This window comes from Lacinutrix sp. MEBiC02404 (assembly GCF_053601575.1).
Map to the genome: position 1 here is coordinate 50,122 of NZ_JBSHNV010000206.1, position 13,954 is coordinate 64,075.

13 protein-coding genes are annotated in these 13,954 nt (G+C 33.8%); 11 read left to right on the plus strand and 2 right to left on the minus strand.

Annotated elements, in window-relative coordinates; translation table 11 throughout:
• Positions 1-29 precede the first annotated feature (29 nt).
• The 11 genes from ACVCXO_RS12485 (at position 30) to ACVCXO_RS12535 (ending at position 11,814) form a co-directional block, all read left to right on the plus strand.
• On the plus strand, positions 30-1,094 hold the full coding sequence (locus ACVCXO_RS12485) for a substrate-binding domain-containing protein (RefSeq protein WP_452229924.1): 1,065 nt from the start codon (positions 30-32) through the stop codon (positions 1,092-1,094).
• Between the two features lie 18 nt (positions 1,095-1,112).
• The gene (locus tag ACVCXO_RS12490; protein ID WP_452229925.1) at positions 1,113-2,636 is read left to right on the plus strand and encodes a sugar ABC transporter ATP-binding protein; all 1,524 of its coding nucleotides are present in this window, start codon (positions 1,113-1,115) and stop codon (positions 2,634-2,636) included.
• Between the two features lie 18 nt (positions 2,637-2,654).
• The gene (locus tag ACVCXO_RS12495; RefSeq protein ID WP_452229926.1) at positions 2,655-3,623 is read left to right on the plus strand and encodes an ABC transporter permease; all 969 of its coding nucleotides are present in this window, start codon (positions 2,655-2,657) and stop codon (positions 3,621-3,623) included.
• A 6-nt stretch (positions 3,624-3,629) separates the two neighbouring features.
• Positions 3,630-5,126, plus strand: coding sequence for a mannitol dehydrogenase family protein (locus ACVCXO_RS12500; protein WP_452229927.1), 1,497 nt, complete (start codon positions 3,630-3,632; stop codon positions 5,124-5,126).
• On the plus strand, positions 5,127-6,008 hold the full coding sequence (locus ACVCXO_RS12505) for a carbohydrate kinase family protein (protein WP_452229928.1): 882 nt from the start codon (positions 5,127-5,129) through the stop codon (positions 6,006-6,008).
• A gap of 146 nt (positions 6,009-6,154) precedes the next feature.
• A complete protein-coding gene (locus tag ACVCXO_RS12510) occupies positions 6,155-6,787 on the plus strand; it encodes a TetR/AcrR family transcriptional regulator (protein WP_452229929.1) in 633 nt (210 codons plus the stop codon).
• 5 nt (positions 6,788-6,792) lie between these two features.
• Positions 6,793-7,278, plus strand: coding sequence for an Mpo1 family 2-hydroxy fatty acid dioxygenase (locus ACVCXO_RS12515; RefSeq protein ID WP_452229930.1), 486 nt, complete (start codon positions 6,793-6,795; stop codon positions 7,276-7,278).
• A gap of 119 nt (positions 7,279-7,397) precedes the next feature.
• On the plus strand, positions 7,398-8,738 hold the full coding sequence (locus ACVCXO_RS12520) for a DEAD/DEAH box helicase (protein WP_452229931.1): 1,341 nt from the start codon (positions 7,398-7,400) through the stop codon (positions 8,736-8,738).
• Positions 8,739-8,741: 3 nt separating this feature from the next.
• Positions 8,742-10,052, plus strand: a complete 1,311-nt coding sequence (locus tag ACVCXO_RS12525) for a DEAD/DEAH box helicase (RefSeq protein ID WP_452229932.1) — start codon at positions 8,742-8,744, stop codon at positions 10,050-10,052.
• A gap of 185 nt (positions 10,053-10,237) precedes the next feature.
• Entirely contained in the window at positions 10,238-11,500 is a 1,263-nt protein-coding gene (locus ACVCXO_RS12530) for a DUF2130 domain-containing protein (protein ID WP_452229933.1), read from the plus strand.
• Positions 11,501-11,622: 122 nt separating this feature from the next.
• Positions 11,623-11,814 (plus strand): cold-shock protein, encoded by a 192-nt coding sequence (locus ACVCXO_RS12535; protein WP_028282170.1) that lies wholly within the window; start codon positions 11,623-11,625, stop codon positions 11,812-11,814.
• Positions 11,815-11,969: 155 nt separating this feature from the next.
• On the opposite strand, the gene ACVCXO_RS12540 is transcribed toward ACVCXO_RS12535, so the two are convergent.
• Both ACVCXO_RS12540 and ACVCXO_RS12545 read right to left on the minus strand, forming a co-directional pair.
• Positions 11,970-12,776, minus strand: a complete 807-nt coding sequence (locus tag ACVCXO_RS12540) for a type 1 glutamine amidotransferase domain-containing protein (protein WP_452229934.1) — start codon at positions 12,774-12,776, stop codon at positions 11,970-11,972.
• An 8-nt stretch (positions 12,777-12,784) separates the two neighbouring features.
• Positions 12,785-13,942: an iron-containing alcohol dehydrogenase gene (locus tag ACVCXO_RS12545; protein WP_452229935.1), complete on the minus strand. Its 1,158-nt coding sequence runs from the start codon at positions 13,940-13,942 to the stop codon at positions 12,785-12,787.
• Positions 13,943-13,954 lie beyond the last annotated feature (12 nt).

Sequence of the window (13,954 nt, forward strand, 5' to 3'; positions counted from 1 at the left end):
CATCATTAAATTAATTAATACCAATCCTTATGAAAATTCAAAACTTACAAGTCGTTTTAAAGAAGATGTATTTGCCAATACTAGCAATTGCATTGCTTTTTAGTGTATCTAGTTGTGTCGAACAAACAGATGCTACAAAAACATCCATAAATAGTGCGGAAGATACTGGAGATATTTTTCAAAGTGATTTAGATCTTACTGGTAAAAAGATAGGCTATTGCTCACCTTCCTTAAATGCACCATACTATCAGGCATTATTGCAAAGTATTCAATCTACTGCAGAAAAAAATGGCATGGTCTTTTACGCTGCAGATGGACAAGATGATATTAGTAAACAAATAGCAGCTGTAGAAGATTTAATAACTAAAGGTGTAGATGCTTTATTATTAAACCCGAAAGATCCCGATGCTTTAGTTGGTGTTACTAAATTGGCTAAAGCTGCCGGAATTCCTGTTTTTATTATTGATAGTTCTATTGATCCTTCAGCAGAATATGTAACTACTATTCAATCTAACAATCTTGCAAATGGAGAATTAGCGGGAGAATGGTTGGTTAAAAAAATGGGAAACAAAGTCATGAATATTGCGCTATTAAGTGGTAATGCTGGAAACCCTGTTGGAAGAACTAGAAAGCAAGGTTTATTACAAGGGATTACAGAAGAGCAATTAAGAACACAAGGTAAAATTGATTTAAATATAAAAACGCAAGCATATACCGAATGGTCGTATGCTGGTGGCTTAAAAGCAATGGAAGATATTTTAGTTGCACATCCAGATATTAACGTAGTTATTACAGAATCAGATGTTTGTGTATTAGGAGCTATCAAGGCGATTGCTCAAGCAGGAAAAACAGACGACATCTTAATTGTTGCTGGAGCAGACGGACAAAAAGAGGCTATTAAATACATCATGGATACCGATTTTTACGGTTGTACCGCGATGAATAGTCCTGTGCAAATTGGTAAAAATGCTGTGAAATATGCGATTCAATATATGAATGGTAAAAGAGATTTTAAGAAAACTTCGTTTACAGCGCCATTATTAATTACTAAAGAAAATGCCGCAAAATACTACAATCCTAATGCATTGTTTTAATCCCTAATATCAAAGGATATGAAAAATTCAGAAAGTGAATATCGTCTTGAAATGACTGGAATATCAAAAAGTTTTGGTGTTGTTTCGGTACTTAAGGATGTAAATTTAAAGGTGAAACCAGGAGAGATACATGCTTTGCTAGGGGAAAATGGTGCTGGAAAATCTACTTTAATTAAAATATTAAGTGGTGTGCATCAAAAAGATTCCGGCAAGGTAGTTTTAAATGGGGATGAAATAAATCCGAAGAACACACATGAAGGACAAGTTTTAGGCATCAGTGTAGTATATCAAGAATTATCTTTAGTAAATGATTTGTCTGTTGCAGAAAATATTTACCTCCACAAATTAGGCGCTAGTAAATTCTGGATGAATTGGAAAGGAATCATGCAAGACGCACAAGAATTAATAGATTCTTTGGGTTTTAAAATTGATGCTTCAGCCAAAGTAAGAGATTTAAGTATTGTTCAAAAACAAGTGGTAGAAATTGCAAAAGCATTATCTGAAGATACTAAAGTTTTAGTTTTAGATGAGCCAACAACGGTTTTCGATCCTAACGATATTAAAAAACTATTCAACAATCTTTTTAAGTTAAAAGAAAAAGGTGTTTCTATTATTTATATCTCGCATCATTTAGATGAAATTTTTAAAATAGCCGATTCCATTACCGTGCTTCGAGATGGTGTAGATACAGGAACAATGGCTGTTAATAACACCGATAAAGATGGCGTTATTCGATTAATGATTGGTCGTGAGTTAAAAGATCTATATCCAGAAAGAAATATTAAGATTGGAGAGGTTCCAATATTTGAAGTGAAAAATTTAACTGCAAAAGATACACTAGTTCATGATGTTTCCTTTGCTGTACATCCAGGAGAAGTATTAGGTATTGCAGGTTTAGGAGGAAGTGGAAGAACAGAAACGGCTAAACTTATTTTTGGTGCAGACAAAAAGAAATCGGGAACTTTAATCTTAAACGGAAAAGAAATTAAAACAAAAACACCGGTATGTGCGGTCGGACATCAAATAGGATTTGTTTCGGAAGATAGAAAAGAAGAAGGTGTCTTTTTACCGCTATCCATTAGAAGAAATATTAGTGTTACTAGTTTTAAGTCCATTTCAAGCAGACTTGGTTTTTTAAATGTAGATAAAGAGTATGTAAATGTTTTAGACTTAATAGAAAAACTAAGTATTAAAGCCCCAAGTTCAGAAATAAAGGTTACTAATCTAAGTGGTGGAAATCAACAAAAAGTAGCTTTAGCAAAATGGTTAAGTATTGATAGTAAAGTCATTTTTATTGATGAACCAACTCGAGGCGTAGATGTAGGCGCAAAAATTGAAATATACAATTTAATTAATGAGGTTGCTGCAAAGGGAGTTGGTGTGGTCGTAATATCTTCAGATATGCCAGAAATAATGGGGATTGCAGATCGCATTCTTGTTATGCATAAAGGAACCTTTTATGGCGAATTACAAAAGGAGCAATTTTCCGAAGAAAACATATTGCGTTACTCTATTGGTGAACCATTAAAACAACTAAACTAATTATAAAAAACTCACGTTATGACTTCAACAATAAAACAACAGCTAAGCAGTCCTGGTGGCATCCTTAAGTTTTTAGTAAAGTATAATACTATATTTATTTTTGTTTTGCTGCTTATCTTTTCGGCATTAATTTCGGATGTGTTTTTCACTTCTGTAAATCTTTCTAACCTACTAAAACAGGTCTCAGGAATAGGGATAATTAGTATTGGTATGCTCATCGTAATTCTAACTGGAGGTATTGATTTATCTGTTGGTTCGATGGTTGCGCTACTTGCTGTAACTTTTGCTATTTTGGTTAATACGGTAATCTTGCCTGTAGCCATTATATTAACCATTATTATCGGATTTGGTTTAGGAAGCGTTTCAGGTTATCTCGTCGCTTATCAAAAAATGGCACCTTTTGTTGCTACTTTGGCTTTAATGACTATTGCTAGAGGTTTAGGTTTTATTTATTCTAAAGGATCTCCAATTACCTTTAAAACGCCAGGCGGAGAGTTCATGTCTAATTTTGCAAACAACGCCACTTTAGGAATTCCAAATATTGCAATCGTGTTCTTCATCATTGTAATTATGGCAATGGTTATGCTGCGTTATAACGTGTTTGGTAGATTAGTGATTGCTATTGGTAGTAATGAAGAAGCTTCTCGATTATCCGGAATTAAAGTAAATAAATACAAGTTTTTAGTCTACGCTATTTCTGGCGCTTTAGCTGCAACGGCGGCAATTATTGTTGCATCTAGAACAAACTTAGGTTCTCCAAATATGGGAATGGCTTGGGAATTAGACGCTATTGCTGCTGTAGTAATTGGTGGCGCTAGTTTAAATGGTGGTAGAGGAACAGCCATAAACACCTTAATGGGAGTACTAATTTTAGGATTAATAGGAAATATTCTAAACCTGCTAAACGTACCATCCTATCCGCAACAAGTAGTAAAAGGAGCAATCATCATATTTGCTGTATTACTGCAGCGATTTGAAAATAAATAAACTGCAATGAAAAATTATAAATTAAACAATACGAATCTTTCTACTATTTCAGAAAGAGTTCCTACACCACAATACGATAGATCTAAAATAACAGCTGGTATTGTACATGTTGGTATTGGCGGATTTCATAGAGCACATGAAGCTTTTTATACCGATGAATTATTGCATGATCCAACAGTTACAGATTGGGGAATTTGCGGTATTGCATTATTAGATTTCGATACTAAAATTTATAACACACTTAAAGAACAAGATGGTTTATATACTTTAATAGTTAAGGAATTAGATGGTACGCTAACCAAACGAGTTATTGGTTCTATTGTGGAATGTTTATATGCACCTGAAAACCCAGTAAAGGTGATAGAAAAGATGGCGAATCCCGAAGTGAAAATCATTTCTTTAACTATTACGGAAGGTGGCTATAATTATGATGAAGCAACTGGCACTTTTAATTTTAAGAACCCTTTAATTCAACAGGATTTAGAAAACCCACAAAGTCCAAAAACAATTTTTGGCTATTTAACGCAAGCTTTAAAACTAAGAAAAGAACGGACCTTAAAAGGATGCACTATTCAATCTTGTGATAATATTCAAGGTAATGGTCATTTTGCTAAAAAGATGCTTTTAAGTTATGTGCAAGTTGCCGAACCAGAATTGGTAGCATGGATTGAAGCAAACGTTTCTTTCCCAAACGCCATGGTAGATAGAATTACACCAGCGACATCTCCATTAGATATGGAGATACTAAAAGAAACTTCGGGTATAGATGATGCTTGGCCAGTAGTTTGTGAGCCTTTTAAACAATGGGTTATTGAAGACAATTTTATTGCAGGAAGACCAGCTTGGGAAACGGTTGGCGCACAATTTGTAGAAGATGTGGTTCCCTATGAAAAAATGAAATTAAGCTTACTAAATGCAGGACATTCCGTTTTAGGAATTCTTGGTGCTTTATATGGCTATTCTACCATAGATGAAGCTGCTAGTAATGCCGATATTAGTTCTTTTTTAAGAATTTATATGGGGAATGAAGTAACGCCAACTTTAGGAGATTTAGAAGGTGTGAACTTAAAAAACTATAAGTTTTCATTAATCCAAAGGTTTGGAAATACCTATATAAAAGATCAAATTGATAGAATTTGCTCGCAGAGTTCTGCTAAAATTCCAATATTCGTTTTGCCTACTATTTATAGTCAGTTAGAAAGCAAAGGAGCCATAGATCATGCCGCATTTATCATCGCTGCTTTTGCTATTTATAGTGTTGGTGTCAATGAATTTGGAACGCAGCTCCTTATTAAAGATGCAATGGAAACCGTTTTAAACGAAAAAGCCATTGCGTCTAGAAAACATCCGGAAGCTTTTTTAGAAATAGAATCCATTTTTGGGAAACTTAAAAACGATAGCACTTTTGTAAAAGCATATACTAGTGCATACCAAAATATTGTGCAGAACGGAATTGAGAAGTCGGTAAAGGATATTAATAGTAATGTTTTAAACGAAATTTAAATGAAAAATATAGTTTGCTTTGGCGAAGTATTATGGGATGTTTTTCCGACACATAAAAAAATTGGAGGCGCACCTTTAAATGTCGCTTTACGATTACAATCGTTAGATAATAATGTGGCTATTATTACTAGTATAGGAAACGATAAAAAAGGAAAAAAAATAGAATCCTATATTATCGATCAAGGTGTGAATACAGAAAACCTTCAGGTAGATGATAAATTAAAAACGGGAAAAGTACAAGTAATGCTCAATCAAAAAGGCTCTGCTTCGTATGATATTAAATTTCCTCGTGCTTGGGACAATATACAACTTAATGAAAATAATAAAAGCATAACAGAAGATGCAGATGCTTTTATTTTTGGAAGTTTAGTTGCAAGGGATGAAACCTCTAGAAATACATTATATGCGCTCTTAAAACTAGCGAAATATAAAATTTTCGATGTTAATTTAAGAGAACCTTATTACACGACAGAAGTTTTAAACCATTTGATGCAGGAAGCAGATTTCATTAAGTTTAATGATGATGAGATTTTTGAAATAGGCGAGAAGCTAAATTCCAGAACACACTCTTTAGAACAAAATATTAAATTTATAGCAGAACATACCAACACAAAAACGATTTGTGTAACCAAAGGACGTCATGGTGCTATTTTGTATTATAACAATACCTATTATTACAATAGCGGATACCAAATTCAGGTCGTAGATACTGTAGGTGCTGGAGATTCTTTTTTAGCTACATTAATTAGTAAATTAATTAATGGCGATGATCCGCAGGAAGCAATTAATTTTGCCTGTGCCATTGGTGCTTTAGTTGCCGGTAGCGAAGGAGCAAATCCAGAAATTAAAACAGAAGACATCCATAAATTTATATATCCCTAATTCATTTTTTATTGTTGATTAATAGCGCTTAAAAGGCTTTATGTTTTACATAAGGCTTTTTTTGTATCGTAACTTGTAATAATTAGTAAGCGTTTACTAATTTATTTACTATATTAGTATTTAATTACTAATCACGTTTATTTATTGTGAAAAACAAAATTAAGATAACCGCCATTTCCTTATTTAATACCTACGGAATATCTAATGTTTCCATGAAGCAAATTGCGGATGCTTTAAACATTAGTGCTGGCAATTTAAGCTATCATTATAAAGTAAAGGAAACGCTTTTGGCTACTATTTATAAAGATATGTATGCGGAAACTTTAGATTATATCCTTCCGGAAAACACCTACATCACTTTATTTCATTTTGAAGAGATGATGCGTAAATTCGACGACCTACAACAACGCTATTCCTTTTTCTTCCATGATATCGTTCATATTATAAAAACCTATCCAGAAATAGCAAAGCAATATGAAGCTTCCAATCGCATTCGTTTTAAAGACGCTAGAAAACTAATCGATTACTATATCGAAACTAGAAGAATGCAACCAGAAAATGACACGATAGATTATAACAAAACCATTCATATGATATGGATGACAAGTACTTTTTGGCAATCACAAAAACTAGTCATTAATTCCAAATCCTATTCGGTAAATGCTTGTCCGTCGATAGAAATGTTATGGCATTTACTTTTACCATATCTAACCGAAAAAGGTGTAGAAGAGTACCAACAATTAAGACAATTTGTGAAATTACCTAACGAAAACAAATAAATACCATGAGAAAAATAGATGCTCTATTAACCGAATACGCCGAAAGTCATCAAAAAAAACTCAATATCGCCATACATTATATTTGTGTGCCGCTTATTTTCTTTAGCCTAATTGGTTTATTGGCGAGTATTCCAATGCCAGAAGTTTTAACCAATGTGCTGCCAAATGCAGTTGTTCCTTATGCGCATTTGGGAACGGTTATAATCCTTTTCGGATTGCTGTATTATTTGCGTTTATCTATTGTATTGTTTATCGGAATGCTATTATTTTCTGCTTTAGTTTTATTGGGTATTCATCAAATTGCACAAGCAAACATAGCACCACTTTGGTTAGTTATGCTTATCCTTTTTGTGGTGGCTTGGATCGGACAATTTATCGGGCATAATCACGAAGGCAAAAAGCCATCTTTCCTAAAAGATTTACAGTTCTTAATGATTGGTCCCGCTTGGACCATGAGTCATCTATTTGACGCTTTAAAGATTAAATTTTAAACACCAAAATTGGTAGATTTATAAACAGATGGAAACGTCTGTTTTTTTATGCCGTAATACTTCCGTTTTAAAGTGTTAAAACCAACAAAACTCTACTATCTTTGCACAAAATAAAATTTATGTCACAATCATTTTCTAGTTTAGGTATTCACGCAGATTTGCAAAGTAGTTTAGCAGCCCTAAACATAACGATACCAACAGATATTCAAGAAAAAGTAATTCCGGTAATACTATCCCAAAAAGACGATGTGGTTGCAATAGCAAAAACAGGAACAGGTAAAACTGCGGCTTTCGGATTGCCATTACTGCAATTAATAGACACGAATAAAACCAATATTCAAGCCGTAATTCTAGCGCCAACAAGAGAATTAGGACAGCAGATTTATAACAACTTACAATCTTTTAATGCGGACAGTTTAAAGGTAGCTATTGCAGGTGTATTTGGAGGAATTCCTATAAAACCGCAAATAGAAACCCTAAAAGAAACTACACATATTGTAGTTGCAACTCCGGGACGTTTGGCAGATTTAATCGAAAGAAATGCCATTAACATCAAAGACATTACCTATTTCGTTTTAGATGAAGCAGACGAAATGGTAAGCGCACACAAAGAAGGTATCGAGGCAATCATTAAAGTATTACCAAAAACCAGAAGAACCTTATTGTTTACGGCAACCATGCCAGGAACAATCAAGCAATTGGTGCAAAATAGCTTATCTAAAAACGTGGTTACTATCGAGGCAGATATGCAAACCATTGGTCACCAAGGAATCGATCACCAATATGTAGTTGTCGAGCCTATTGAAAAACTAAATGTATTAATGCATTTTTTAAATGCGAATGAAGGTAAACGCGGCATTATCTTTTGTAAAACCAAAGCAGCAGTAAACAAACTAGCTAAAAATTTAGCGATAAATAAATTCTCTTCAGGAGCCATTCACGGAAGCTTATCGCAAGGAATTCGGGATCGTATTATGGGACAATTTCGTGAAGGACATATTAATATTCTAGTTGCTACAGATTTGGCTGCTCGTGGTATTGATGTAAAAGATTTGGCCTTTGTAGTCAACTATCATTTACCAGATACCTATGATGCGTATGTACACAGAAGTGGACGTACCGCCAGAGCAGGAGCAACCGGTTTATCTTTAAGCGTGATACAAGAAGATGAAGTTGCAGATATTCCTGAATTTGAAACCGAATTAGGAATCACTTTCAAAGCCTACGAAAAAGCAGATGCACAAAGTATTGAAGAAAACAACGGATTACTTTGGGCTAGAAAAATATTTAAAACGAAAGTAAATAGAGATATTCCGGAAGGTTTTAAAGGAAAAATTAAAACCATTTTTCATCATTTAACCAAAGAAGAATTGGTAGATAAAATTTTGTCGAATTATATTGCTGAAAATAAAACCATTGTGGAGAAACAAGAAGTGGTTAAGAAGAAAAAGAAAAAATAGAACATGGGAAATTATTTAAAAGCACAGCAAGATATTTTAGATAAGCTGAAAATCGAAGCGCTAAATCCCATGCAGGAAGAAGCCTTATTATCTATTACAAGTACCGAAAATACTGTTTTATTATCACCAACAGGAACTGGTAAAACCGTTGCCTTTTTATTGCCAACGCTTGCCGAATTAGATAAAAACAACGCTAACGTACAGCTCTTAATTTTGGTGCCTTCTCGTGAGTTGGCCATTCAAATTGAGCAAGTAATTCGTACGATGGGTTCTGGTTTTAAAGCCAATGCGGTGTATGGTGGAAGACCTTTTACCAAAGATAAAATAGATTTGGCACACACACCTGCAATCATTGTAGGAACTCCAGGTCGTGTGGCAGATCATTTACGTAAAGAAACTTTTTCGGTAGAAGCTATTAATACCTTGGTTTTAGATGAATTTGATAAGTCGCTAGAAGTTGGTTTTGAAAAGGAAATGAAAGAGATTATTTCTAGTCTTCCCAATATTAAAAAACGTATTTTAACTTCGGCAACACAAGACATGGAAATTCCTCGTTTTGTCGGATTAAAAAACGAACTAGTTATCGATTATTTAGATACTAAAATTTCGAACTTAGTTATTAAAAAAGTGCTTTCTCCAGATAAAAACAAGCTGCAGACCTTAGTCGATTTATTACACGATATTGGTAATAAACCTGGAATTATTTTTTGTAATTTTAAGAATACCATTCAGTATGTAAGTGATTTTTTAAACGAAAATAATATCGCACATGGCTGTTTTCAAGGTGGTATGGAACAAATAGACAGGGAACGTGCTTTAATAAAATTTAGAAATGGAACCCATCAAATAATCATTGCTACAGATTTGGCTGCTCGTGGATTGGATATTCCAGAGTTAAACTATATCATTCATTACCAATTGCCATTAAAAGCCGAAGAATTTACGCATAGAAATGGTAGAACAGCGCGTATGAATGCCGAAGGAACAGCTTATGTATTGCAATGGGAAAAAGAAAAAACACCAGATTTCATTGATACCGAAGAAATATTTACACCAAATGGAAAAACCACTAAAATGGAAACTTTTTGGAGTACTTTATTTATTTCTGGCGGAAGAAAAGATAAGATCTCGAAAGGTGATATTGCAGGTTTGCTTTTTAAACAATGTGATTTAGATAAAAGCGAAATTGGCGTGATCGAATTAAAACAAGATTGTGCCTTTGTAGCGATACCAAAAGCGAAAGCCGAAGGTATTATTGCGAAAACAAATAACGCACGAGTTAAAAAACGTAAGGTGCGTACGTATACGATTTAGATTTTTAAACATAATTGTATTTTATAATAGGAAAGACCAAGTTGTGAAGCTTGGTCTTTTTTGTTGAATAAAATATGGGAAACCGTAAATTTAAAACTTCAGAGTTATGTATATTTATGTCAAATAAATAATAGGAAAGCAAAATTTCGGAAAATAGTATATATATCATTATTCTACACTAGCAAATGAAAAACGAAACACAAATAAAATGCCCAAACTGTGGCACATCCATAGATGTTCAAGATATATTATCACATCAATTAGAAGAAGAAATAAAACAAAAGTACCAATCGCAGATTGCAGCAGAAAAGAAAAAATATGAGTTGCAGCAAGAGCAATTAAAACTGGAGAAGCAAAATTTTCAGGAAAAGAAAAAGAAAGAAAACGAGTTGTTTCAAGAGCGTTTAGAAAATCAGTTAAAAGCAGATAAAAAAGAAATAGAAGCAAAGCTAAAACGTAAACTAAAAGAAGAACAATCCGAACAGTTTGATGCCCTTCAGAAAGAACTAAACGAAAAATCAGAACAAGTAAAAGAGCTCAATCGTTCGAAAGCAGAAATTGAAAAGCTAAAACGAGAAAAAGGCGAATTAAAAGAAGCTGCAGAAGCCGAAGCACAGAAAAAACTGAATGAAATTCTAATTTCCGAAAAGGAAAAAATCAAAAAATCGGAAGAAGATAAAAACGAATTGCGTTTTAAAGAAATGCAAAAGCAATTGGAAGATCAGAAAAAGCTTACCGAAGAAATGAAACGTAAGCAGGAGCAAGGCTCGATGCAATTGCAAGGAGAAGTACAAGAATTGGCAATAGAAGAATGGCTGGCGGCGCAGTTTCCGTTAGATACTATTCAAGAGATTAAAAAAGGCGCTCGTGGTGGCGATTGTATTCAGATTGTGCATTCTAGAACCGAGCAAAATTGTGGTACTATCTATTACGAAAGTAAAAGAACCAAAGATTTTCAGCCCACTTGGATTGAAAAATTCAAAGCAGATATTAGAGATAAAGGTGCCAATATTGGGGTTTTAGTAACCGAAGTAATGCCTTCCGATATGGATCGAATGGGATTAAAAGATGGCATTTGGATTTGTAACTACGAAGAGTTTAAAGGACTTTGTGCGGTTTTAAGAGAAGGAATTCTACAAGTAAACAACGCGATTATTACTCAAGAAAATAAAGGAGACAAAATGGACCTGCTTTACGATTACCTAACGAGTAACACGTTTAGAATGCAAATTGAAGCGATAGTCGAAGGTTTCACACAAATGAAATCGGATTTAGAAAGTGAAAAACGCTCCATGCAACGTATCTGGAAACAAAGAGAAAAACAAATTGAAAAAGTAGTTACCAATACCATTGATATGTATGGTTCTATAAAAGGTATTGCAGGAAATGCGATACAATCGGTGAAAGCTTTAGAATTGCCAGGATATGATGACGACGATCTAGACTAGTTTTAAAGATAATAATTTTTTTTTCGACTAAAATGAAATAAAAACAAGAAAAAGAATCAAAATCTAAATTAATGGCACTATGTTTGCTTATTATAAAGTATTAATAAATAAATTACATTACAATGAGTAAAGGAACAGTAAAATTTTTCAACGACACAAAAGGATTTGGTTTTATAACTGAAGAAGGAGTAGACAAAGATCATTTTGTACACATTTCTGGATTAATCGACGAGATTAGAGAAGGTGACGAAGTTGAATTCGATTTACAAGAAGGAAACAAAGGATTAAACGCAGTTAACGTAAAAGTTATCTAAGATATATACTTCAAGTTTTTACAAAAGTCCATCTTTAATAGATGGGCTTTTTTAGTTTACAAACCTTTGTAAACAGAAAACCGGGAACAATTAATTGTTCCCGGTTTTTTTATTATAATCGTTATACTACTATTTACTATTGTAAAAAGTATAGCTTACTTTAAACTTTCTAATAGTTTTTCTGCTACTAACTCTGAAGATGCTGGATTTTGTCCAGTAATTAGATTACCATCTTGAATAGCGTATGCAGCCCAATCGTCTCCATTAGAATAATGGGCACCATTTTCTATTAGCATATCTTCTAATAATAATGGTACTACTTCGGTTAAGCCTACAGCAGATTCTTCTGAATTTGAAAAGCCGGTAACTTTTTTACCTTTTACTAATCGTGTTCCATCTTCATTTTTAACATCTTTCAATACTGCTGGAGCATGACAAACAAATGCAATAGGTTTCTTTTGATTATTGAATTTCTCAATTAAAGCAATAGAATTTTTATCGTTGGTTAAATCCCATAACGGTCCGTGTCCTCCAGGATAAAATACAGCATCAAAATCGTCTGCATTCATATCCGCTAATTTGTTCGTATTCGCAATTTTTTCTTTTGCAACGTCATCTACATTAAAACGTTCTGTTGCTTCTGTTGCTGCATCTGGTCCATCACTACTTGGATCTATTGGTGCTGCACCTCCTTTTGGTGTTGCGATAGTAATTTCTGCTCCTTTATCTAATAATGTGTAATACGGACTAGCAAATTCTTCTACCCAAAATCCTGTTTTTTTTCCGGTATCTCCTAATTGATCGTGAGATGTTAATACAAATAATACTTTCATTGTTTTATCTTTTTTTAATGTTGTTTGTGCTTCTGAAACTTTTTCTGAAGCGTTTTCCTTTGTAACTTCTTTACAACTAGCAGCTGTAATAATAGTAAGTGTTAAGGCTAATGTTTTTAGTAAATTCATTCTTGAAATTAATATGCCATTTTTACAATTTTCTCTGCATCTTCAGGCATTAATGCTTGTCTTTCTCCTAATTTCCAACCACGCGCTGTAAAACGTTTAGCAATCTCTTCGGCAGTTCCTTCGTAGTCATTTGTGTAATCGGATAACTTCGTATCGATTCCTAAGGAGTGGAAAAAAGCAGTGGTTTTTTCTATTGCAGCGTATGCTTTATCGTCTATGCTTCCTTCAGTAATATTCCAAACACGTTCTCCATATTGTGCTAATTTTTCTTTTTTAGCCTCAAAATTATATTTGTAATGGCTTGGCGCAATAATCGCTAAAGTTCGTGCGTGATCAATACCAAATAAAGCCGTCAATTCGTGACCCATCATGTGAATTGCCCAATCTCCAGGAACTCCTTTTTGGATTAATCCGTTTAAAGCCATGGTACAACTCCACATAAAATTGGAAGCCGCTTGATAATCTGTAGGGTCTTTTAAAACCTTAGGTGCTACTTCAATAATGGTTTGTAGAATACTTTCTGCAAAACGATCTTGTAATAATGCGCCAATTGGGTAGGTCATGTATTGTTCTAAAACATGCGTAAAAGAATCCATTAATCCATTTGCCAATTGGCGTTGCGGAATAGAACTAATTACTTGCGGATCTAATATCGAAAACACAGGGAATAAACCTGGTCCGCCCATGGCTAACTTTTCTTTGGTTTCTGCTCTTGTAATTACGGCTCCAGAATTCATTTCAGATCCTGTTGCTGGTAAGGTTAAAACCGTTCCGAAAGGCATTCCAACTTCCGTTCTAATATGCTTTGTTAAAATATCCCAAGGTGTTTCTCCTTCATAAACTGCAGCTGCAGATAAAAACTTCGTTCCGTCAATTACAGAACCACCACCAACAGCTAGTAAATAGGTGATATTTTCGTCTTTAATAACTTTTAAAGCCTCCATTAGCGTAGCATACTCCGGATTTGCAGGAATACCTCCAAATTCAATAACATCTACTTTAGCTAAAGCGGTTTTTACTTGTTCGTAAATACCATTTTTCTTAATACTTCCTCCGCCATAAAGTAATAATACTTTAGCATCTTGAGGGATTTCAGTTTCTAATTTTTTTATCGTATCCTTTCCAAAAATAATTTTAGTCGGATTTTTAAGTTCAAAATTGTTCATCTTCTTTTTCTT